This is a genomic window from Microcystis ichthyoblabe FBCC-A1114 (assembly GCF_050500245.1).
GTDB lineage: Bacteria > Cyanobacteriota > Cyanobacteriia > Cyanobacteriales > Microcystaceae > Microcystis > Microcystis ichthyoblabe_A.
In genome coordinates, this window is record NZ_CP191408.1 from 2,373,222 (window position 1) to 2,396,356 (window position 23,135).

The 23,135-nt window shown below is 44.6% G+C and carries 15 protein-coding genes and 1 pseudogene; 1 reads left to right on the top strand and 15 read right to left on the bottom strand.

Going from position 1 to position 23,135, the window contains the following annotated elements; all coding sequences use genetic code 11:
• Nucleotides 1–26: 26 nt before the first annotated feature.
• The 12 genes from ACQY1Y_RS11490 to ACQY1Y_RS11545 form a co-directional block, all read right to left on the bottom strand.
• Nucleotides 27–1,757, bottom strand: a complete 1,731-nt coding sequence (locus tag ACQY1Y_RS11490; protein WP_430014604.1) for an Rqc2 family fibronectin-binding protein — start codon at nucleotides 1,755–1,757, stop codon at nucleotides 27–29.
• 201 nt (nucleotides 1,758–1,958) lie between these two features.
• Nucleotides 1,959–2,633 (bottom strand): DevA family ABC transporter ATP-binding protein, encoded by a 675-nt coding sequence (locus ACQY1Y_RS11495; protein WP_430014605.1) that lies wholly within the window; start codon nucleotides 2,631–2,633, stop codon nucleotides 1,959–1,961.
• A gap of 48 nt (nucleotides 2,634–2,681) precedes the next feature.
• Nucleotides 2,682–3,860, bottom strand: coding sequence for an ABC transporter permease DevC (gene devC, locus ACQY1Y_RS11500; RefSeq protein WP_430014606.1), 1,179 nt, complete (start codon nucleotides 3,858–3,860; stop codon nucleotides 2,682–2,684).
• Nucleotides 3,861–4,077: 217 nt separating this feature from the next.
• Nucleotides 4,078–5,382 (bottom strand): ABC exporter membrane fusion protein, encoded by a 1,305-nt coding sequence (locus tag ACQY1Y_RS11505; protein WP_430014607.1) that lies wholly within the window; start codon nucleotides 5,380–5,382, stop codon nucleotides 4,078–4,080.
• A gap of 21 nt (nucleotides 5,383–5,403) precedes the next feature.
• The gene (locus ACQY1Y_RS11510) at nucleotides 5,404–6,201 is read right to left on the bottom strand and encodes an SDR family NAD(P)-dependent oxidoreductase (protein WP_430014608.1); all 798 of its coding nucleotides are present in this window, start codon (nucleotides 6,199–6,201) and stop codon (nucleotides 5,404–5,406) included.
• A 186-nt stretch (nucleotides 6,202–6,387) separates the two neighbouring features.
• The gene (locus ACQY1Y_RS11515) at nucleotides 6,388–6,879 is read right to left on the bottom strand and encodes a hypothetical protein (protein WP_430014609.1); all 492 of its coding nucleotides are present in this window, start codon (nucleotides 6,877–6,879) and stop codon (nucleotides 6,388–6,390) included.
• Nucleotides 6,866–7,876 carry an alpha/beta fold hydrolase gene (locus ACQY1Y_RS11520; protein ID WP_430014610.1) on the bottom strand — a complete coding sequence of 337 codons (1,011 nt, stop codon included), beginning with the start codon at nucleotides 7,874–7,876 and terminating at the stop codon, nucleotides 6,866–6,868. The genes ACQY1Y_RS11515 and ACQY1Y_RS11520 overlap by 14 nt, the downstream gene beginning before the upstream one ends.
• A 43-nt stretch (nucleotides 7,877–7,919) precedes the next feature.
• Nucleotides 7,920–8,306 (bottom strand): hypothetical protein, encoded by a 387-nt coding sequence (locus ACQY1Y_RS11525; protein ID WP_002731634.1) that lies wholly within the window; start codon nucleotides 8,304–8,306, stop codon nucleotides 7,920–7,922.
• Nucleotides 8,307–8,492: 186 nt separating this feature from the next.
• Entirely contained in the window at nucleotides 8,493–10,301 is a 1,809-nt protein-coding gene (locus ACQY1Y_RS11530; protein ID WP_430014611.1) for an NAD(P)/FAD-dependent oxidoreductase, read from the bottom strand.
• 85 nt (nucleotides 10,302–10,386) lie between these two features.
• Nucleotides 10,387–12,162 (bottom strand): NAD(P)/FAD-dependent oxidoreductase, encoded by a 1,776-nt coding sequence (locus tag ACQY1Y_RS11535; protein ID WP_430014612.1) that lies wholly within the window; start codon nucleotides 12,160–12,162, stop codon nucleotides 10,387–10,389.
• Between the two features lie 60 nt (nucleotides 12,163–12,222).
• Nucleotides 12,223–12,579: a hypothetical protein gene (locus tag ACQY1Y_RS11540; protein WP_430014613.1), complete on the bottom strand. Its 357-nt coding sequence runs from the start codon at nucleotides 12,577–12,579 to the stop codon at nucleotides 12,223–12,225.
• Nucleotides 12,580–12,648: 69 nt separating this feature from the next.
• Nucleotides 12,649–13,617, bottom strand: coding sequence for a calcium-binding protein (locus tag ACQY1Y_RS11545; protein WP_430014614.1), 969 nt, complete (start codon nucleotides 13,615–13,617; stop codon nucleotides 12,649–12,651).
• A 199-nt stretch (nucleotides 13,618–13,816) separates the two neighbouring features.
• On the opposite strand from ACQY1Y_RS11545, the pseudogene ACQY1Y_RS11550 reads away from it, so the two are divergent.
• Nucleotides 13,817–13,972, top strand: a pseudogene (locus tag ACQY1Y_RS11550) (IS701 family transposase); the annotation flags it as partial.
• Nucleotides 13,973–14,311: 339 nt separating this feature from the next.
• On the opposite strand, the gene ACQY1Y_RS11555 reads toward ACQY1Y_RS11550, so the two are convergent.
• The 3 genes from ACQY1Y_RS11555 to ACQY1Y_RS11565 form a co-directional block, all read right to left on the bottom strand.
• The gene (locus ACQY1Y_RS11555; protein ID WP_002733463.1) at nucleotides 14,312–14,503 is read right to left on the bottom strand and encodes a hypothetical protein; all 192 of its coding nucleotides are present in this window, start codon (nucleotides 14,501–14,503) and stop codon (nucleotides 14,312–14,314) included.
• A 157-nt stretch (nucleotides 14,504–14,660) separates the two neighbouring features.
• Nucleotides 14,661–19,727 (bottom strand): SDR family NAD(P)-dependent oxidoreductase, encoded by a 5,067-nt coding sequence (locus tag ACQY1Y_RS11560; protein WP_430014615.1) that lies wholly within the window; start codon nucleotides 19,725–19,727, stop codon nucleotides 14,661–14,663.
• Nucleotides 19,728–19,735: 8 nt separating this feature from the next.
• Entirely contained in the window at nucleotides 19,736–22,828 is a 3,093-nt protein-coding gene (locus ACQY1Y_RS11565; protein WP_002734202.1) for a type I polyketide synthase, read from the bottom strand.
• Nucleotides 22,829–23,135 lie beyond the last annotated feature (307 nt).

Below are 23,135 nucleotides of genomic sequence, written 5' to 3' on the forward strand. Positions count from 1 at the left end.
AAAAAAGTAAACGATTTGGTAAAAAATTATTTTTTGCGGTAATCCTCAACCCTCTGAGGACAGCCCCAGATTACTGTTTCCTGTTTGTAAACCACCATACCGGGCTTTGCGCCCTTGGGTTTATAGACGTATTTGGGACGGGTATAGACAACGGGAACCTGTTCACTATGGCGCGCGCGGCTATAATAAGCGGCGTAATCAGCGGCAAATTGCAGATCGGCGGCTTCTGGAACTGTACCGGGGGTTAAACGGAGTAAAACGTGACTACCAGGGATTTCTTGGCTATGAAACCAGATATCGTAATCGCTGGCACTACGAAAAGTTAGCCGATCATTTTGACGGTTATTTCTGCCAATCCATAATTCGACTCCAGAGGGAGTAGTAAAGCGCATGGGTTCGGATTCTTTGTTATTCGCCCGATTACGCTGGTAATTGCTTTCTAGATACTTCTGTTGAATTAATTCTTCTTGTATCTCGTCTAATGCCTCTAAATCTTCGCTGCTGCTATAATTTTCTAGTTGACTTAAACTCGATCGCACCTGTTCGAGATAATTAATTTCACTGACCACTTCCTCTAATAAAGGTTCCACCGCTAACCGGGCCCTTTTTAATTTCTGATGTTGTTTATACAAATATTGGGCATTCTGCACGGGATTTCTTTCGGGATCGAGAGGAATAATGACAGGTTTTCCTATTTGGAAATCCGCCAAAGTAATGCTAGTCATTCCCTGCTGTATTTGCTGTAAATTTGCCATTAATAAATCCCCTTGCTCTTTATAGCGATCAGCATGAGCAGATTCTGCTAGTCTTGTTTGAAATCCTGCCGCTTTAGTTTGCAGTTTAGTCAGTAAAGAGGTGATTTTTTGGTTTAATTTTTGCTGTAGTTGTCGAAAGTTTTCTTGATTAATTTGGTCGCTATAATAACGGTTTAATAATTCTTGGACATTTTTAGCCGCTGCCAGCATCTCCCCACCGATAACTGTATAACCTTCGCTTGTCCATCCCGGTTGAAAGGTTTTATTTTCAAGGATTTTTAACCATTCTTGCCAAGCTGAAAAGAGCTTTTCCCAATCATTATTATCTAACTGATCCGTGTTTAATTTTGGGTTAATTTTGGCTTTTTGTAACAGTGATCGAGCGATAACGGGACTAACCCCACGATAGGTACTAACTAGCTGTTTTTCGATAGTTTTAGGGATTAAACTAACTTTCGCTTGCCAACTGCTCAAGGATTCTTCTAAACTGGGGTCTGTTGCCAATAAAACGGGGGGTAGTTGATAGGTTTGTCCCGTTTGTACGGTGCGAACACTAGACTGGGTGGCATTGACTTGATGGGCAACGGTGACAATTTGATTGTCAGCCGCAGTTAAAATGACATTGCTATATTTGCCCATAATTTCTATATACAAATGCCACAGCGCCGGATCATCGGGACGTTTGGCAAATTGCAGATCAATGACTCTTTCCCACGGGGCAACAAATGCTAATTTTGTCAGGGCAAAACCATTGAGTTGATGACGCAATTGATCGCTGAAAGTGAAGGTATCAGGGACTTTCGGCGGTGGATCACCAATATGCAGCCGCGCCCCTTGGGGATGCCAAGAAATAATTAACCATCCCTTGCGATCGAAGGTTCGTAAATGGAGGGCGATGGTTTGGCGATCAATTTGATACACTTGTTCTAGTCTGGCTGGCAGCCAAGGGGCGGCAATTTCGGCACAAGTGGCACTGAGGGTGGTAAAGTCTAGGGATTGCATTTTCAGGATTCAGGAAATCTTCTCGATGCCAAAGTTGGCACCGCCAAGCATGAAAATATAATAGCTTCCCACTAAGGCTAAGACAAAAAAGTTGTTTCCTCAATTAAAAACAGATTTGGTGTCAGAATCTATCGGTGGAGGTATCCCAGTCTTAGCCGAAAAGCTGAGGAGTGCCTTTTCTGAGTTTTCTCTAGATGGCTATTAGCAACTGCACAAGCGTCCATCTTCCATGTGAACAATGCGATCAGCAATATCTAAAATCCGATTATCGTGGGTAACGAGTACAATAGTACGGCGCTGTTCTTTGGCTAAACGTTGCATCAAATTTACCACGTCTCGTCCCGTTTTACTATCGAGGGCGGCTGTTGGTTCATCGGCTAAAACTAATGGGGGATTACCGGCCAAAGCTCGCGCGATCGCTACCCTTTGCTTTTGTCCCCCGGATAAGCTATCTGGATAATAGTCGATCCGATGTCCTAAGCCGACTTTTTCTAATATCAAAGCAGCGCGTTCTTCTGTTTCCCGTCCGCCGAGATGTTCCTGAAGCTCGATCGACATTTGTACATTCTGTCTTGCGGTCAGAAAGGGTAACAAATTATGGGCTTGAAAAATATAACCAATTTGACGGCGGGTTTGGACTAATTGTTCTTCACTAGCCCCCCGTAATTCTTTTTCAAAATGCTGTAAGCTTCCTTCTTGAACAGAGCGTAGGCCACCGATTAAGGATAGTAAGGTTGTTTTTCCGGAACCAGAGGGGCCAGTTAAAATAACGATCTCTCCCTCTGTGATTTTTAAGTTGATCTGAAAAAGAACTTGTTTTTTCAGCGTTCCTTGACCGAAATAGTGATTGAGGTTTTGAATATCAATAACGTCCATAGACAGCCTCTTTCCTTGAGATGAGGTATAGATATTTGTTTCTTTTTTCTAAAAAATATCGGCTGGATCGGCATCTTGCAATTTTTTAACAGCAGTGGCTCCTGAAACGAAGGCCATGACTAAGGTTAAGATAAAGACAAAAACCGCTCGATCAAGCGACATATTGACAGGTAATAAGGTGGCATTTTTAGTCAACTCATATTGAATATTAGCGATCAAAAAACCTGGAATATATCCGAGAACAGCAATTAAAAAAGCCTGTTGTAAAACCATTGATAAGAGATAGCTATGACGATAGCCCATCGCTTTTAGGGTGGCGTATTCTGAAAGATGTTCCGAAACATTTGTATAGAGAATTTGATAGACAACGACAATTCCAACAATAATTCCCAGGATAACACCTAAATTAAAAATGAAACCAATCGCCGTACTACTTTGCCAATAATTCTTCTCAAATTGAATCAACTGTTGCTTTGATAAAACTTTAATATCATTAGGTAAATATGCTTGAATATCTTCGATAAATTTATTGATATTAGTTCCTGGTTTTAGACGAATTAAGCCAATATTAATTAATCCATAAGAACGGTTGCTAAAAATTCTTAAAAAATTCAAATGGCTCATGATTAAATTACCATCTGAACCAAAAGAAGTTCCCAGTTTAAATAAGCCAGCGACTTCTATTTTGCGGTTGTTACCCTTATTGCTAACCTCAGTAATAACCGATCCCTTTTTTTCAAAATCAGCAACAATAGGACCAAATTCAGAGCGAGAATCTTGATCAAATAAAACTTGATCGGGAAGTTTTAATAGATCCATATTTTCTGCGAGACCGGGTAAATCAAATGCCAAATGTTTAAGATCAAATCCAATCACGAATATATTACGCCAATAATTACGAGTTTCAGGGTTTTTCCACTGAGCAAAATCTAAATAAATCGGGCTGACAAAATCTACTTCTTCAAAAGCCAAGGTTTGGAGTAATCGCCGTTGAGGAAAACTTTCCATGCCAATCAGTGAAGTGGTACGAGGACTAATTAAAAAACAGTCCCCTTGTAGAGCTTGGTGAAGCCGAACAGCACTATCAAACAAAGCATCCCGAATCCCCAATTGCATAAAGACAATTACAACCGCAAAAATAACCCCCGATAGAGCCACCAGTAACCTGGTTTTTTGGTAGCGTAATTGCAACCAAGCTGTCGGTAACTTCCCGTGGAATATTTTCATCTTTTGCTCCTCCTAAAGATTCTAGATTGCTCGCGGCTGACTTGTTGACAAATACTACTCCTTATTTAAGACTTTGACCTAACATTATCTCAAGGCTAAAAGTCTTTCTAGATAAGAAATTTAACTAAATAGGTATTCATTTCATATATAGAACTATTTAGTTAGCGCACAACCTAAAAGCAGGCTGTGATTGGGTTATAATTTTTCGATAGCTCTTTTAAAGATTAGTTTTGTTCGTATCGATCACCACATTGACTTGTAAATTAGTCAAGTTAGCCACTTTCTTACTAGAAGATGGATCGAGACGAATTTTGACTTCCACCACTCGCGCATCTGCATCAGCAACTGGATCGGTACCCAAGACATCTTTTTTGCCAATTTGTAAGCCAATTTCAGCGACGGTTCCCCTTAGTTCCCCAATCAATCCATCGGTGGTAATTTTTGCCCGTTGTCCTAGTTTAACCCGACTCACATCGGTTTCGTAAACTTCGCTAGTGACATACATTTGACTGGTTTGACCGAGATCGAGGATGCCTTTATCACCAATTAATTCACCAGGCCAAGTATAAATTTTGAGAATTTGCCCCGCTTTGGGAGCTTTGACAAAAGCTAAATCTAAATCAGCTTTTGCTTTTTGGACAGCACTTTTAGCGGCGATTAATTGGGATTGAGCAACTTCAACATCTACGGGACGGACTTCCGCAACCGCATCTAAGGTCGCTTGATTTTCTTTGATTTTCTGATCTAGAGTTGCTACCGTGCGCTGAAGATTAGCTTCAGCTTCATCAATTCTTGCGGTTAGAGTGGTGACAATTCGACTTAAATTAGCGTTGGCTTCTCGCAGACTTTCTTGGCTAGTTTGAGCCATCAGACAGAAGCGATCGCGTTCTTGCTCTGAGACCGCACCTTCTTGGTATAGAGTATGGTAACGCTGACAATCTTTTTGAGCATTGTGAAACTCAGCTTTAATGCGCTCAATAGTGGCATACTGAGCCATTTTTTCCCCTTGTAATTGAGCCGTTAAACTGGCAATAGTAGCTTTTTGGGTGATAATTTGCCCTTCTAATTCGGAGCGAGTCCCTTCAAATCTGGCATTTTGGGCAATAATATCCCCCTGTTTTGCGCCAGCTTTTACCTGAGCTAAAAGGGATTGAGAGATGCGAACTTCGTCCTGTGCTTGTTTTAGTGCTGCTTGCAGTCTATCCCGACTGTCGAGGATAGCCAAAACTTGTCCAGCTTCAACCTGGTCCCCCCGTTTTACCAACAGTTGATTAATGCGAGACCCTTCCATAAAAGCAGGAGCAGAAATCTTGATTGTTTCTCCCGCCGGTTCTACATAGCCTAAAGCCGCCACGGCTTTCAGCTTTCTCGGAGTAGTGGAAGCGACAGCCGGGGATGTTGTTTTTAAAGATTGATAGCGCCAAATTGAATAAGTCGCTACAGCGCCACTTGCCATAGTCCCGGTGGTGAGACAGGTAATAAGTAGCCAATTAGTTGGTTTGACAAAAAGTGGAGATTTCATAAGAAGCTTTACTCTCTTTAATTATCTGGTTTCATTGAGGTCTTTTCTTCTCGGTCGAGTTATTCGTTCCAAGATTTGCACGGTTATACTGCGTGGCATTAAGCGAGGAACGCTGTGAGCAAGCCAGTAATTTTTTAGTCCGGGAATGACATAATTGCGCCCGTCTTCAAGAGCTTTGAGAGCAACTGCTACCACCCGCTGAGGAGAGGTGGCACTCTCATCATCAAAGATCTTAACTAAAGATCGTGTTGCTGTCGGTCCAGGACAGAGTGCTAAAACCCTTAGTCCTCGATGGCGATACTCAGCCCAAAGCGCTTCACTCAAGGAGAGGACGAACGCCTTACTCGCTCCATAAACGGCCATGTAAGGCATGGGCTGAAAGGCTCCACTAGAGGATAAATTGATTACCGCTCCTTCCCCTTTAGCCAGCATTCCTGGGATAAATTTATGGGTTAAATCAACTAAAGCCACTACGTTAACCATCACCTGTGCGTGATCTTGCTCAAGGGGAATTTGCTCGAAGGGCGCATAGTTAAGAAACCCGGCATTATTAACAAGTAAATCTACAGTAAGTGCCTTTTCCTCGACAGCGCTGAAAACGTCCTGAGCAGCATTTTCACGACTGAGATCGACAACAATTACTTCAGTGCGGACACCGTAAACTTGATAAAGATCGGTTGCTATTGTGCGTAGTTTTTCTTCGGTTCGTGCTACTAAAATGAGATTCATGCCACGTTTAGCAAGCTCGCGGGCGAATATCTCGCCAATCCCAGATGATGCTCCCGTGATTAATGCTGTTTTGCCGCGATAATTGAACATAAACTTTTGCCTTTAAATAAAAAGTTGAACGCCGCTGCTTAGACTGCGAAGTTATTACTAACAAAAATGTTATTGTTAGTCAAATCAAGTCCAGATGATAGTTTAGCAATCTGAATTTGAGCGATTCCGCCTACACCATCGACATCAAAGAATAAAGTGGCGTTAGCTCGGTTATAGATAAATCTATCAGCTGATAGCTACTGCAGAATAAAGGGAAACATAGGGTAAAGTTGACCCTGAAGGAGTCGGAGCTAAATCCGGCACTCCATCCCCAGCTAAGGCAGTAATCAGGGGGACAAAAGGAGTAGTACCTGAAGATATATTGTGGAAGACTTCCAGTTGAACTACGTCGGCAATACCATCAACACTGCCTACATTACCCAGTAAAGGATCGCCAATAATGGCATCAACGGGATTTCCTAATAAAATCTGGGTGTTTCCCTGAAGAATTGCGGTAAAATCTGGTAAATTATTTGGACTAAAGCCAAAGTTAGCACTAACGATAACTGTGTTGAAAAAATTATAGATCTGGCTCGAGCAATTAGAAATCCAATTGTTCCCTGAACCACAGTTTAAAGAAGATGCATTGGCGGGAGTGATTGCTCCTGGCAATAGGGAAACTGTTAAGCTTATAATGCTTGGAACAAGGGGCAGTATTTTAATTTTAGAGTTTTTCATTTGTCTTCTCCTTGAGGTTAGTCTGTTGTAAGATTTTCCTGATTGCATCAACAACTAATTCAGGTTGATCAATATGAATATTATGACCACTGCTGTGAGCGATTTGTAAGCTTCCCGAAGTCGAAAGCTGGGAGGTTTCTGCCTGTAATTGCCGCCAGATAGACTCAGACACTTCTACATTTTGCCCGGAAAACATATTCAGTCCGTGAGAAATTACGACTAAGGGTAAGTGAGAGGGAAAGGAAGTTTTACTGACCAATGCAGCATCTTTTTTCATTAATGCGCTTTCGGCTAAGGCAGTATTAAAGCTTTGGGGTAGGAACTTTGCTAAAACAACAGATTGTACAGACGGGGGCAATTTTTGGACAAATTCGGGAGCGACATCACTGCCTTTGAGTTGAAGCAGGAGGCGCAAGATTCCCAGGCGAGAAATGATGGATAAACTGCGAAACATTTGCCGCGTTGCTGCCATATTTTTCCTAAATTCATTCCCCAGACGGCTATAGACATTTGCCGGTACCGCATCCACTAAAACCACTCCCACTACTTCTGAAGGATACTGGCTGGCAAACAGGCGCATATTCAACCCTCCCAAGGAATGACCCACCAGTAAATAAGGCCCGGCTATTCCCCCTTTTGTTAGTAGAGTGTGTAGTTCTTGAACCATAATCAGGCTGGTGCGAGGATGGGGACTGGGTTCACTCCAGCCGTAGCCAGCGCGGTCGTAAACACAGACAGAGGTGAACTTTGCCACTTCCGATTGAACCCAATGCCAGAGGGGAGATATTCCCCCTAGTCCATAATCCATCACCACAGTGGGACTACCTTGACTTTTACAGTGGAGATGCAAGCGATAACCCCCTACATCTATCAATTGACCAGGTGGTGGATACTTACTTAGGTCTTTAATTGTGGCAACTTGCTGGTAAACCAGTCCTAAAAGTACCAGTAGTGCCACCAAAGTAATAAGTATTCCGCCGAGTAGCCAAAATTTCATCTTTTTTCCCTATGATTCATTAGTTAACTGATAAAATTCTCTGCTAAGACCCGATCTGGAGAACTGGTTTACTATCGGTTAAGGTGAGATAAACACAACGTTTTTTGTCTAAGTCAGAGAGCCAACAGTAAATCGGAATTCCAGGACAACTAGCATTTTCAGGCGGAATGTTTGGCTCAACAAGAGTCGGTAAATCAGAAAACTTAAGCAGCGTTCTCGGCTTACCTAAATTAAGTGGAGCAACAGCGGCTGCCATGATAAATATTGAGCCAATTTCACTCAGTCCTCTACCTTCCAAGTCAACTGAGTTCCCCTGCACGAGTGCATTGAATTCTGATTCGGAAAGATTCAAGCCAATGCGGTTAATTCCCCGGCGCAATTCATTAGGCTCTAAGATGAATTGGGATGAGACAAAGGTGGCTAATTCCATGATAATTACCTCAACTAAGAGCAGGAATTTTACGGGTGAACAGCGATCATTAGTCTCAAATTAAGTAAAAATGATGATTTTTTGAATGTCATAGCGAGGGGGGGATTGACAAAAATGCCGTCTCGCCATGACAGATTATAGTTTGGCTTTGCTTAAGTTGACACCAGTGACAGCTATTCGCTCCTACTAAGCAGGAAAAGACTCAATTGTTACTCTTTCACCGACCACGTTTTGAACAACAGAAGGCGATTTCTTCTGCGGTTGATAGTGATAGTTTTTGAATTCCTCACGCATCTTCTCAATTTGGCTGTTATCAGCTATTCCTCGGGTTTTGCGCTTATAAATTACTTCGGCGATTGTGGCTTGAATCGATAGCTTCAACATCCGACCAAAGTAATACCAATGTTTCGGATTTAACCAACCAGCGATGCCAAAAGCTTTCCATTGAAAGAGAGCATACCAAATAGCAATGTAGAAGTAAGCGGCTTTCATGCTGGCAAAAACATTACAGCGCCGAGGCTCGAACTTGGTATTTTCTAAGAAATCGTCGAAGTGTTTTAAGGTTCCATAACCACCCAGCAATTGATCGGCCCGATAGGCATCCATTAAACCAATATTAGCACCCTGTGACACTAATTGATGAAATTCCCGACATAAATCAGCGAAAATTCCATTAACATTGCCATCGGCAATTGTCACGTAGCGGGGGATAAAATTTAAGTCCAGATGCCATTTACCAATATAGGTGGGAACATGGACACCAAACCACCACATATACTCGAAATAAATCCGCCAACTCATAACACTAGCATGACCGAGTTGATAGGCATGATCTCGGTAGAGACAGTTGACAGTACGAGCATAAGCTAGGTTGAAATCATTGTAAGCGGATCGTTTTTGTTCTGCTGCTGCTTCCTCAGCCAATTTAGCACGGATAATTTCTGTAACACTTTCTACCTCAAAAGCGATCATGGTCGTTCCATAGGAATAAAAAGCATCAAAAATATGGGCAGCATCCCCAATAACGTACCAGTTATCAGGAGAAAAAAGAACTTTGCTTTTGTGGGCAATTTTCGGCCAGTAATGAAAATCAACTACTTCCCCACTTTCAATCAATCGAGAGAGAATAGTATGATTGCTCTTGAGAAAATTGGAAAACTTCTCCAGGTTATTTATGCTCTGGGCGGGAATAACATCGTGATGGTGAATAATGCCAATAGATAGTTCCATCGAGTGCTTATCAATCGGAATCATCCACAACCAGTGACCCTGGCCAAAATAGTGATTGGTGGCATAATAATGGCTGGTAGATGCGCCTTCGGGATGATAGCCACTGTGGAAAATCGTGCGGTCGATATTTTTCACCCGCAGCCACGCTGAACCATTATTGAGTCCCAGGAGATTCTCTGGATCAGAAAGCACATTATCAGTTTTGCGTCCAATAATAAAATTCTTGCCTGCGGCATCGATGACGTGCTTGGCTTGAAGGGTAATATTTTCCTCGCCAACTTTGGAATAAACTGTTTTTAGCTCATCCCCTGAAGTAAGAGCGACATCTTTGACCCGTCCCTCGTAAAAATCGGCTCCCATCTGACAATTCATCACCAGTAAATCTTGCTCAAATTTAGCCCGTTGTAGGTGAAAAGACCCCACTGGAGTTTGACGGTTTGCCCAGACATGATAATAATCATCAAGGGTTTCTGTTTTTGCTGGATCTTTTGGCCAGTGGAAATTGAGACCAGATTTGGGGGGGTGGTTTTCGATTAAATAATCATGTAGTCCCAACTCTTTGCAGAGAAATAAAGCGGCAACTTCGATTAAAGACTCACCGATTTTTAAATCTTTGTCTGTACGTTCAACGGGACGGGGATCGATTAGTGCCACCCGAATATTAGGGATGTTGAGCATGAGATGTCGTGCTTGGCACAGTCCAGCAAAGCCTGCTCCCATAATGACAACATCGTATTCTCGGGATTGAGTAATGGTATAATTCATGGTTAACTCCTTGATAGTTGATGAGGTAATTGACACTCACAGATGATTGAGAGAAGAGCGTTGAATTTGATGCAAGTCAAAATCCTTAAGAATTGGTAGCTTCTGCCAGCCAAGGCTGGAGTTTTGGTTGATATTGATAAGTTTTAAACTCTTGACGCATCGCTTCAATTTCGCTGTTGGCGGGCAGTCCTTTGGTTTTAAACTTATAAATTAACTCGCCGATAGTTGCTTGTCCTGATAACCCTAATAGGCGCAAGAAATGGTAAATATGGCGGGGATTGAGACAACCTTGAATACCAAATCCTTTCCATTGAAAGAGTGCATACCAGAGGGCGGCATAAAAACAGGTAGCTTTTAAACCAGCAAAGACATTACACCGCCGCGGTTCAAACTTGGTATTTTCTAGGAAGTCATCAAAGTGTTTGAGAGTGTGATAACCCTTGAAAAGTTGATCGCCCCGGTAACAATCCATCAAGCCAATATTGACATCCTTGTCTGCTAGTTCGGTAAATTGTTCATTTAAATCAGCAAACAGTCCATCAATATTGCTGTTTAGAGTTTTGAGAAAGATGGGAATATAGGTGAGGTCCAAATGCCATTTACCTACATACATAGGAACTTGCACCCCAAACCACCACATATACTCAAAGTAAATGCGCCAACTCATCACACTGGCTTGTCCTAACTGTTTGGCGTGTCCCCGATAGAGACAGTTGACACTACGGGAGTAGGCTAAGTTAAACTCATTGTAAGCAGCCCGTTTTTGTTCCGCCGATTCTTCCCCTGCCAGTTTGGCCCGCACAATCTCCGTTATCCCTTCAATGGCTAAAGCAATCGTGGTGGTTCCGTAGGAATAGAAAGCATCGAAGATGTAAGCAGCGTCGCCAAGTACATACCAATTATCGGGAGAAAATAGGGTTTTGCTTGTGTGAGAAATCCTCGGCCAATAGTGGAAATCTACTGCTTCTCCACTGTCAATAATATTGGCAAGAATTTGGTGGTTATTTCGCAGGAAATCATGGAATTTTTCCCGGCTGTTTACCTGAGTAGAATTAATCACATCATGGTGATGAATCACGCCAATAGATAATTCCATTGTTTGGGTGTCAATCGGAATCATCCACAGCCAATGTCCTTCGCCAAAATAGTGATTAGTCGAGTAATAATGGCTGGTTGAGGCATTAAGAGGATCGTAGCCACTGTGAAAGATGGTACGATCTACATTTTTGACTCGCACCCAGGCAGAGCCCGTGTTTAATCCCATTAAGTTTTCTGGACCAAATAGGAGGTTGTCAGTCTTGCGTCCGATGATGAATTTGCGTCCTGCTGCATCGATAACGTGTTTGGCTTGCAGTTCCATTCTTTCATCGCCTACCTTGATTTTAACTGTTTTAATGGCATCGCCAGGAGTTAAATCAACATCAACAACTTGCCCGTTATAGAAGTTGATTCCCATGGCTTTATCCATTTTTAGCAAGTCTTGTTCAAACTTGGAGCGGTTGATTTGAAAAGAGGGAATGGGAACTTGTCGGTTCGAGCCAGCATGATAGTAGTCGTCGATTGTTTCAGTTTTTGCTGGATTTTTGGGCCAGTGAAAGTTAAGCCCTTGTTTGGGAGCATGATTTTCAATTAGGTAATCATGTAGTCCCAATTCTTTAGCGAGAAAAAGAGCGGCAATTTCAATGGTGGACTCGCCAATTTTTAAGTCCTTATCTGTGCGTTGTTCGGGACGAGGATCCACTAGAGCAACTTTGATATTGGGAATCTTGAGCATCAGGTGTCGCGCTTGACATAGTCCAGCAAAACCAGCACCCATAATGACTACATCATATTCGAGAGATTTTGATTGTGTTCGGGACATTTTAAACTCCTTTGAGAGAGAGATGGGGTTAATCAAGACTTAGAGTATTTCGAGTTTGTTCTATCTAGCAATTTTATAATCGGTTATTAGCCAGACTATAAAAATGGTTATTCCAGCAGCCAAGTAAAAATTACGAGCTGAAGAAATAGAGGCAAAACCAAGCAACCACGGTAGGACTATCAGAATGAACGGCACGATAAATTCAATGGTGCTGTGTAACTTGAAAGAAATTACTTTGATTAATCCCAGGGGGAAATCCGTGCTTATTGTCACCAATAGGTGAACGCCAGCAATTGCATAAGACATCTTCGCTGGTATGCCAGAAAAATTGAAAAGCATGGGGGCGAACAAAAAAGCAATAACTACGAAATAGTCTAGATACCCATGCACACGCGGACTGAAAATTTTCATTGCCATTTCCTTTGTGGTTTTGAATTGTACTAAAATAACAGCAATAATCGACAACTTATTGCTGTTAAGATTATTTTAGGCAACAACAAAGATGTCATTGTTAGTCAAGGTGAGACCAGAGGCTAGACTTGCTATCTGAATTTGCTGAGTCGCACCAATGCCATCAGCATCAAAGTAAAGAGACCCATTAGTATTGTCGTAAATAAAGCGTTCGTTAGCATTAGTAGCTGTTGTACCAATGACAAACTGAGCGACAGCCACCACATTTTCTGGGGAGATTCCACCGCCGAGATCGGCAGCAGAAACGAAGAGGGTATCGTCAGCGACTACAAAGTCGGTAATTTTAGTTCCTCCTGCGGAAGAAAGTCCAAACAAATCAGCACCACTACCACCAGTAAGAACGTCTGTGCCATTACCACCAATCAAAATGTCATCTCCTGTTCCACCGATCAGAATATCATTGTGATTGCCACCAATGAGGATGTCGTTTCCTGCTTCGCCATACATCGCATCGTTGTTATCTCCTCCATTGAGACGATCGTTTCCCTCACCGCCGAATATGACATCGTTGTTCAGTTCGCCGAAGAGAACGTCATCGCCTTTATTCCCAAACAAGCCATCGTCTCCAGCACCTCCATTGAGAATATCGTTGTCTTGACCGCCAAAGAGTGCATCGTTACCATTACCTCCATCCATGGAGTTAATCCCACTCCCACCAAACATGGCATCGTTACCATCTTCGCCAAACATGGCATCCTGACCGGCTCCGCCAAACATGGCATCGTTACCATCACCGCCAAACATGGCATCAAGTCCCTCCTCTCCGAACATTGTGTCCTCACCGGGACCGCCATTGAGAACATCAGTGCCAGCACCGCCAAAGAGAGCATCATTGCCATCGCCGCCGTTAAGAGCATCATCACCCAAACCAGCAACTAAAATATCATTGCCAGCATCCCCATCAATAGCATCATTACCTGTACTGCCTAATAAGAGGTCATTTCCTGGGGTTCCGTTGACGTAATTGATCAAAAATTCTTCCATGATTGGTTTCTCCTTGTACTTGTTGTTTTAGTTTTGGAATGTCTCTGAGTCTTAGTTTCTCTAAACTCTTGAGATAAGACCAGAGATGTTTAGGATTTTAAGAAGAAGTTAAGCTGGGTTAGTGGGACTTAAACGACAACAAAAGGCCAATCAAGGTATAATCATTGACAGATTAACGTTTCACATCGAGACTGCCCCTATGAGAGAGAACACTCCATCGGCTATGCCCCCCTGCTTTGACAACTGGTGTCAACGCTTCGATGGTTGCCTCAAAACCAAAGCCCAAAAAACAGGCTTTAGACATTACCTGGGAGGATTATTAGGGGAAAGCGAGCGAAAAACCTCAATTCAACTCAACTTAACTAAACCGAAAACAGTGTGGGTAGCTACCTTCAGTGCCAAGGTATCCAGCTTAAAAGGAACGCGGGATTTGGCGTTGTCAGATCAGAATATGAAAGATGCAATGCAATCCTTGCGGCGTTGTCAGATCAGAATATGAAAGATGCAATGCAATCCGGCTCTTCGTTACTTGCTAAGGTTTGATCGGGGGGCATAAATCGACTAAATCCTGATCTGACAAGAGACTTAATTGATTAGTTCGTTCTAGATCAACCACAAAGGTTTTCATCGCGTATAATCCCCGTCTATTACATAACACACACCGAAGAACCAGAATTACGTTAAGTTAGTTCAATTAAGAGGGAGAATCCTCTGAGGAAAGTATGGTTCGGCTCTCCATTAACCATTTTTCGATGCGTCGCCCTTGCCACATCCAAAGTCCAGTGAAGCTTAGGAGGGGAAAGACAACAATCCCGACGGCTATCAGCATTCCTGGATGATTGCGCCAGGGGGAATAGATAAAAATCCCTAACAGAAGTGATGCCAAAATGTGGATCAGTCGGAGTTGGCTTCTCAATGATTTATTCGGCTTGTACATGACAAATTTTCCTGGGCAGATAGATAGAGAAAAGTGAGAAAGCAGAATCTAGTCAGTAGGTTGGTCTGAGGATGGGTTTCCCCCCCATCCTAGAGAGCAGGTTTTTCTAGACCATTAACAGAGCGGCTTCCCTGGTGGTCGCCCTTGCGACTAAAGATTGCTTCACCGCCTCGGGCCAGGGTGCGGCTACAGCCGTTCCATCTTTTCGCCGCTCCACCCAAGCCACATCTTGTTGACCGACATGGAGTTTTTCCAAAGTGCCATCAGGCTGTTCCCGGAAGAACTCAAAGTTGAAGGATGCGCCACACTCGGACACTGAACGCACATAGAGAAGGGTGCGAATGCGGTCAAAAGGCATCGCTTCGCGTAGATAGTCCATGCGGGTATAGAGACAGACCATTTCCCCACAGGGATTAGAAATCCGCAAATATTCGGGAGCAACTGAGTAAAGAAACAGGTCGAGAATGCGTCCTTGCCAGATGAAATAATTGCCGTAGTAAACATTACCGACCAAATTCGATTCTTCCAGGGTGGTTTGGAAGACCTCAGACCGCAATAACCGTCCATAGCGGCTTTCTTGTTGTGGAATGTCATCAATGACAGCCCCCGGCTTGAGGGAAGCAAGGCTGGCGGGTAGGGGAGCCAGAGGCAGGGTTTCTGGGTGTTTTAAATCAAGGCTGGCGGGTTTGTCAGCGGCAAAGCGAGCCAAATAGTCTTGGAGATAGGGCGGGAAAGGCATGGGAGCAGGAACTCCATAGCTGACTAACCGCACCCAAGTGGCTTTAACTTCGGCAATCGCCAGACGCTCTAGGGAATTATCGGGCAGTACCTTACAAAACTCGATGTAAGTCTCAAAGGAAGAGCCGACAATATTGCCCACCCAGGCTCGCGCTTGAATCACATCATAGGAGGTGGCTTCTCCCACAACTCGCAGGCTAACGGAATTGGTAACCATGCCCCAATCTCCGGTTAAGAAGTCGGCTAACATTTGCTGGGCAATACTTTCCATCGGCAATTCCCGAATTTTGCCAATCCAGCGAAAATATTGGGCAAAGTAAACATGACGGCTAATGCTACCACTATCTTTGAAACTGACTTGATAGCGTTGCTCATAGACTAATTGTCCTTGCGGGCCATCATGGGTGTAGCGAGAGCTATGGCTGTCAATTTTCCCAGGCGTCGCTGGGATAATCGCCGCTTCCGTTGCTTGAGGAGACTGGAAATTAGCTTCTGTGGGTACAGACACTGGGGTGTGGGAAACCACCATCGCCACCATCCGTTCCGGTGGACGGGTTAACTTAACAGGGACAGTCAGCACTTGAGACTCGCCCTCCGGGGTTGAGGTGGATAACAAGACTCCATCTCCCTGTTTCGCCACTAGACAAAATTGCGGATCACTACCATTAAAAGCTTTGCGAACTGCTTCTGTGGCTGACCAAATCCTCATACCGGCCCGCTCTTGGGTGTCTCCTTGGCGCACTAATTGCTCCATCAGTTGACTGCGGCGATCACTTAAGAGGGCGACCCAGTCCTCGGTGCTGCGAGGGGTAATTGCTTCGATATCACAACCTTGGGGAGTTTCAGCCACAGTGCAGAGACAATAGCGATCGCAGTGAGATAAAGAAACATTTAACCCAGAAACTTGTGTCCCGCTCAGTTGAGGCTTACCAGAGGGGAGAGACTCAAGCTCGAAAACAAGTTTTTGCTCGGGTTTGAGTCCTAGCTTAGTTTTCAGCGCGCGTTCTACAATGGGTTTTTCCTGTTGGCGGCGCTGTTCTAAGGATTTCCCTTGCAGGTTAGGCGCATAACCAAGCGCAACGGTAGGCGGTGGAATCTCTAATCCCTGGCAAGTTGTCTGTAACACTTGTCGCAGGTGTTGGCGATCGCGAATTTCAGGATTAACTAACTCAGCCGCCGTCGGATTTTCTGGGTGTTCTTCGAGAATCCGTAGGCGATATCCACTCAAGCGTTCAATTAGGTTCCCCTGCTCATCGGTAGCAATCACTTCACTAATATACTCCCGATCTTCCCGCGCCAATAGGTTAACGGTGACAAGGCGGCGACCTTGATCGCTGCTGGCCGGTTTAAATCGCTCAATCTTGGCAATTTCCACGGGTAAACAGATATCTTGGGGAATGGTCAACTGTACCGATTGGAGCAAGACATCGCGAAAATAGGGATCGCCGAGGATTAAAGACTGATTCAATCCTTTGCTAAAGCTTTGATTGGATAAATCTTCTCCAGAAAGTTGAGCGTGGGAACGGAAGACACTCTGTTTTTCACTAAGGGTGTAAATTTCACCTAGGCGTTGAAAACGTTCTCCCTGGAAGAGTAAATCCCCGTAGAGATCGGTTTTGGGAGCGATTGGGAGAGGTTGGCCTAATTCGGGTTTTTCCTGAAAAGCAGAAGTCAACTCTCCGAGAATGAGATTGGCAGAAAAATGAGCCAGAGAAAAGCCCGTTTGCTCGGTATAAATACCCACTTTAACTCGACGTTCCCCATTGCTGGTAGCCTCGGCAATTTCTGCTTCAATTTGAATCTCAACCCCAGTCTCTGGATTAACGACTATTGGTCGTCGCAGAGAAATATCTTCCAGGCGAACAATTGGCGGGTTTGAGGTCCCTGTCAGGTAAGCTACAGCTTGGGCCATGGCACATAACCCAAACACGGTGGGGAATAAATAAGAACCGCGCCAAAGGTGATCCTTGACATAGAGATCCTTCTCTAAACTCAGATGAGTCCGCACAGTCAAGGCTACCTGTGGTTCCACATATTGGACATTTTCGATAAAGCGCAGTCCGGTGGGAGCGGGTAAGGGGGTTGGTAACCAGGTATCTAAGCCACCTAAACGAGCGGTAATCACTACCTGTGAGGTGCTTGGTGCGGTTTGGAAAAGCTGGAGAAAGCGGCTTACTCCTTCACGGGGAGAAATCGCCTTGATCCCCATGCGCTCTAGATGCTTGACACTGCCAAGACGCGCTCCCATGCCGATTTCATCCCAAACGCTATAAGCAAGCGCCAGCACCTGGGTTTGGGGGTGTTGCCGTTGGTACTGTTGTAACAGCAACGACAGGGATTCATTGGCAAAGGCATACCAAGCATTACCAGGCATTCCGGTAACGCCGATAATCGAACTAAAAGCGATAAAGAGCTTGGGTGGGTTAGAGGCTAATGCCTGCAATAAGTTGTAAGCTCCCAAAAGTTTGGGTGAGACTTCTGTTTGAGCATCTTGGGGTCTAACTTGTTCGACGCGACGGGGTTGATTGAGTCCGGCTCCGTGAATTACTCCCGTGATGGGTCCTAATTCCTGGGTCACTTGGTCAACTAACTGCTGAACCTCGGTAGGGTCGGCAATATTGCAGCGATAGTAAGCACCGGTGAGTCCTTGGGCTGCTAAGCGCTTGAGAGTTTGGGCAATTTCGCTGTTGCTATCTCCGGCTGCTGGCACTGCTGCTCGCCCCACCAAAGCCATTTTCACTCCCGTTTCTTGTCCTAAAGCGAGAGCGCATTCGGCGGTAATTCCCTTGGCTCCACCTGTCACCAGAATTACGTCTGAGGCCGACCAGGTGAGGGAACGGGGCGTATAATCAATCGGCTGCTGTAACTGAGCTTGGGGGATTAGCCTTACTTGTCTCGCATCATAGCCAACGGTTGTAATCCCCTCATCTCCGGCTAGTTCCTGAATTACTAATTTACCGGCCTGGGTTGGTTCAATTGCTGCCGCTAGGTCGATTACCCGGACTCGTGCTTCTTGGCGCTCTAGATGAACACTGCGGGCAAAGGCCGCGGCTGAAGCGACTGCGGGATGGTATTCTCCCTCGCTGGTGCCAAAACGCCCCCCACCAAATTGAACATAAGCTAAAGTTGCCGAGGGATTGGCGTGGCTAATGGTAGCAACGCTGCTGAGGCGAGTTACCATGGCGGCGAGGGGTAATTCCGATGGCAAGGGGGAAACACCGGGTAAAATCCCTAGATAGTGGGAGAATGAACCGATACTGGCGGGTTCTGCCGCTGCGATTTCGGCGTAGGTCTTTTGTTGGACTTGAGCGCCCAATTGCTCTAATTGCTTGGTAAGAATTTTAGCAATCGATGTGGCAGCATCAGAGACAATTAAGACTTGAGCTTGTGACCAATCAGTGGCAATTGTCGGAGGAGTCAGAGGTTGAGGCACATACTCAATGGCGTAGTTACGGACCCAGTTGCTTTCCGGGGGAGGATTATTTTGGCTCCCTTGCAGCACTGGTGTTTTCTCTGAAGCGGCAGTTTTGACAGAGGGTTGGTTTGATACCTTCTCCAGCGCCGCAATGACATCCGCTAAAGTTCCATTCGCTAAGGCTGAGGGATCTAGTTTTCCCGTTGCTCCCACTTGTTTGACTGCTGTAGCAACTAGCTCGGCTGCTTTAATAGAATCGAGGTTTAAATCATCAAGAAGACGCAAATCGAGGCTGAGGGTATCTTTAGGAAACCCAGTCTTTTCTTCGACTAATTCCAGTAATTTTTGGGTAATATCAAGGGAATCTGAAGGCGGCAAAACCAGAGGCGCAACTTCTATTTGCTCAGGAACTTCCGTTAGCATTTCCACAGAAACAACGGCATCAATAGCCTGTTTTACTTCTTGCAAAGTAGCATTAGCTAAAGCAGAAGGATCAATTTTTCCGCTCACACCAAAGGTTTTGGCGGCTGTCGCTACTAACTCGCCAGCTTTGATGGAATCTAAATTCAAATCATCTAGTAGTTTGGCATCAAGATTAATGCTGGCTACTGGATAGCCAGTTTTTTCGGCAACTAACTCAATTAAACGTTTTTCAACAGTTAAATTGGTTTGGATTACTGTTGTTTCTGGGATTCGCTTGCTATTGCCATTGCTATGACCATTGCTATTAACAGTGCTATGACCATTACTATTAACAGTGCTATGACCATTACTATTAACTGGGCTATGACCATTACTATTAACAGTGCTATGACCATTACTATTAACTGGGCTATTTACCTGAACACTGCTCTGAAAGGGAATCAGATTAGTTGCTGGACTTTTAAGCAAAATATAAGACTGAAGATCTGCTTTGATAACTTGGGACAAAAACTGGCTTCGGTTAGAGAAGTAATGGGAGAGAAGTTTAACAATCTCTTGATTGCCAACTGCTTGTTTGGAGTCAGAAGAATAAGTCATAATGTCCTCTAGGCATTGTGAGTGTTTACAAAGGGTAAGCTTTGGATATCGGCACTGATTAACTCAGAGAGAAAAGAACCACGTTCCAGCAGGTAATTTGCTAAGACTGTTGTTAGTTCATCATCTGCAAAAAGACTTTCTGGTTGGGAAAAATTCGAGGAATGAGCGAGAGCCGTATTTGGTGATGACTGTTGTATTTCTCTCCAAGAGAAGGCAGAACTCGACTCAATTTCTTCAAGAGATACCGGAAAAGATCGTTCGCAGGGATTATCAACAAACAGACGCTCAGCAGCCGGGACAAAAGGACGAACCAGTCGTTGTTCATACAACGCTTGCCAGTTGACTTCACCTCCTTGCACAAAGTAAGCGGCTAAAAAAGTATTCAAATCGCGAGCGATACCCGGTTTTGACTCTAGGGGAAAACAGAGGGGAGAAGGAACTATTGCTCCTACTAAACCAGAAAGCACTTTTCCCGTTCCAACTTCAACTATCAAGTCACATTTATTCTTCAGATTTTCGACCAGAGAAACAAAATTTACCTGAGCAACAATCTGATGAGCAAAGTGTTCTTTTAAGTTGAGTCCTGAATTAACTATCTGGCCGTTGACACTGGTAAATAGAGGCAGAGAAACCTGTTCTAAAATCTCAGGAATGGGAGCTTCTTTTCGCAAATATTCAGCTGCTTTCGCCACCATTTGGGAGTGAAAAGCATTTGCTACCGGAAGTTGGCGGACTTGAATTTCTTGGGCTAATGCCAGGTCACAAACAGCAGCAACACTGGTTTTTTCTCCAGAAATAACCGTCTGTTGAGGACTATTGATATTAGCAACGGTTACATAACCAGAAATCCCTTGTAAGAGCTTTTGCGCGGTGGCATCCGAGCAAGCTAAACTCGCCATTGTCCCGATAGAATCGCCCTTAACTGTCATTGCTTTTCCCCGCATTGCGGCAAAGCAAAGGAGGGTTTTTTCATCATAAGCACCAGCCGCTTCAAAAGCAGTCAATTCGCCCAAACTATGACCCCCTAGTGCCACTGGTTCCAGTCCAAGTCTTTTCAGGTAATGCTTCCACAGTAGTGAAGTCAAGCAGATTGCTTGCGGTGCAACATCGGTGAGAGCGTTAAACCATTGTTCTACTTGTTGTTGGTTAACAGCGCGGTCAAGAGGACGGTAAATTAATGGACTAATCGGTTCAAAACCAGATTCAATCAGCCATAAATCTGCCTGTTGCACTAACTCTCTTGCCCAAGAATATCGCTCCACCAAAGTCCGGGCCATGTTCAGCTTTTGTGAACCTTGTCCTGGAAAGAGAAAAGCTACTCGAGAACGCTGCACTTGATGGGCGAGCCAGATGTCTTTTCGCTGGGATATATATGTTTCTCCCGCGGCTGGGGGTTGAGAGTGAAGAATGTTGATTAAATGCTCCAAGCGCTCCAGTAATTCTCTGGGGTTTTCTGCCACAATGGCGGCGCGAATTGAAGTCTGAGGGGACAATGTTTGAGCATTCTGCGCTGCTAAATCCACCATATCTGCTAAACTCATCCCTTTGGCTTGTTCTGAGAAAATTTGCAGATATTCCAGCAGTTGGGCAAGAGAATTAGCCCCGAAGACAAAGATTTCGCTATCTTGGTTGGAGACTAAAAGCGAACGCTGGTCTAAACTGGGTTTTAACCGGGGGGAGGGTGCATCACCAGAAGAAAGGGTCACATGGGAGTTAATGCCTCCAAAACCCATCGCCGACACTCCCGCCCGTAAAATCTCCGTTTCCGGGTAGATTTCCCCTAGTTGCACTGGATATAAACATTGGGCGCTCTCCTCGAAAACGGGATTCGGTTCTTGACAGTTAACGGTAGGGGGAACGATCCGCTGATTAACCGCCATGACCGCTTTAATGAAACCCCCGATCCCGGCCGCTGCTTTCGTATGACCAACTAGGGATTTAAAAGAAGTCATGCCACAGGAACGAGGGGGGGCAGGTTTCGAGGCGTTCATGGCTAGGGCTACCCCTTCAATTTCAGCCCGATCGCCTACGGGGGTTCCGGTTCCATGTCCTTCAATAAAATGAAGAGACTGGGGACTATAACCGGCTTTTTCGTAAGCTCTTAATAGGGCTTTGGACTGTCCCACCTTAGAGGGTGCGGTAATGCCTCCTTTGCCGTCGGAGGACAACGCCCAGCCGTCCAACAGGGCATAAATGTAGTCGCCATCGGCCTGTGCGTCCGCTAAGCGTTTGAGGACAACAAAACCACATCCTTCTCCTGGAACAAAACCACTGGCTCGGCGATCATACACTTTCATATCCTGAGCCGTCAGTGCGCCGGTTTTGGCGAAACCAATTAATTCAAAGGTATCGAGACTGATATCAATGCCACCGGCTAAGGCCATGTCTAAATCGCCATTACTTAAAGCGTTGGCGGCAGTGACAACGGCGATTAGGGAGGAGGAACAAGCGCCATCGACGGTATAACCACCACCGTCAAAATTAAAAAAGTTACAGATTCGTCCGGCTATGGTGTTGGACAGTCCCCCAGCTAGGGTATCTTCGGTAATGGGTGGGAAAACGGATTTATAGAATTTCTCCATTGTTTCGAGAAGTTCTTCCACAATTGTTCCAGACAGTCCTTTGACTTCGGCAGCAGCCCGCAAGGCTCTTCGTACGTAGGGCCAACGTAACCGCATCACATTCGAGCGAGTATGTTCTCCAGTTAAGGAATTGCCGAGAATGACTCCAGTTTTCTGGGTGGGAACGGTATCTCGACGATACCCAGCATCTTCGATCGCTTTGTTGGCCACTTCTAAGGCTAACCAATGCACGATGTCGGTTCCATCGACCGTTTTTTTGGGAACTCGACGATTAATCCAGTCGAATTGAAAGCCATCAATGAAGGCCCCGCGTGTTCCGTAGGTTTTATCGGGAGTGGCGGGATCGGGATCATAATATTCCGAGAGTGGTAAACGTTGATCGGGAAACTGGCGAAATTGACAACGACGCGCTAAAATGTTCTCCCAAAGTTCGCTTAATTGGTTGGCACCAGGGTAATGGCAACCCATTCCGACAACGGCTATAGGATGAGCGATTTTATCGCTTTGAGTTTTCGGCATTTTTTTCCTTGTTTTGAGGACAATAATTGTGTTTGATAACTATCTGGTTATCCTAGGAGCGACGGAACCCAGCCAGGTCTTTTTTCGGTATTTCCCGAAAGCTTATGATTTATTGTCATTTAGCAATTACAACTATCTTATTGGCACTCAAAATAACCTTGATAAAATCACGGTATATAAGCCAAGGTATTCAATTATTCAAAGTATTTTCCAGAGAAATGTTAAAGGGAAAACTTTAGCATTTACTCTATAGTTGTAACTTGTTCACAAGTATATAGGTAAGTTTCGGCAGTGACAATCGAAGTTT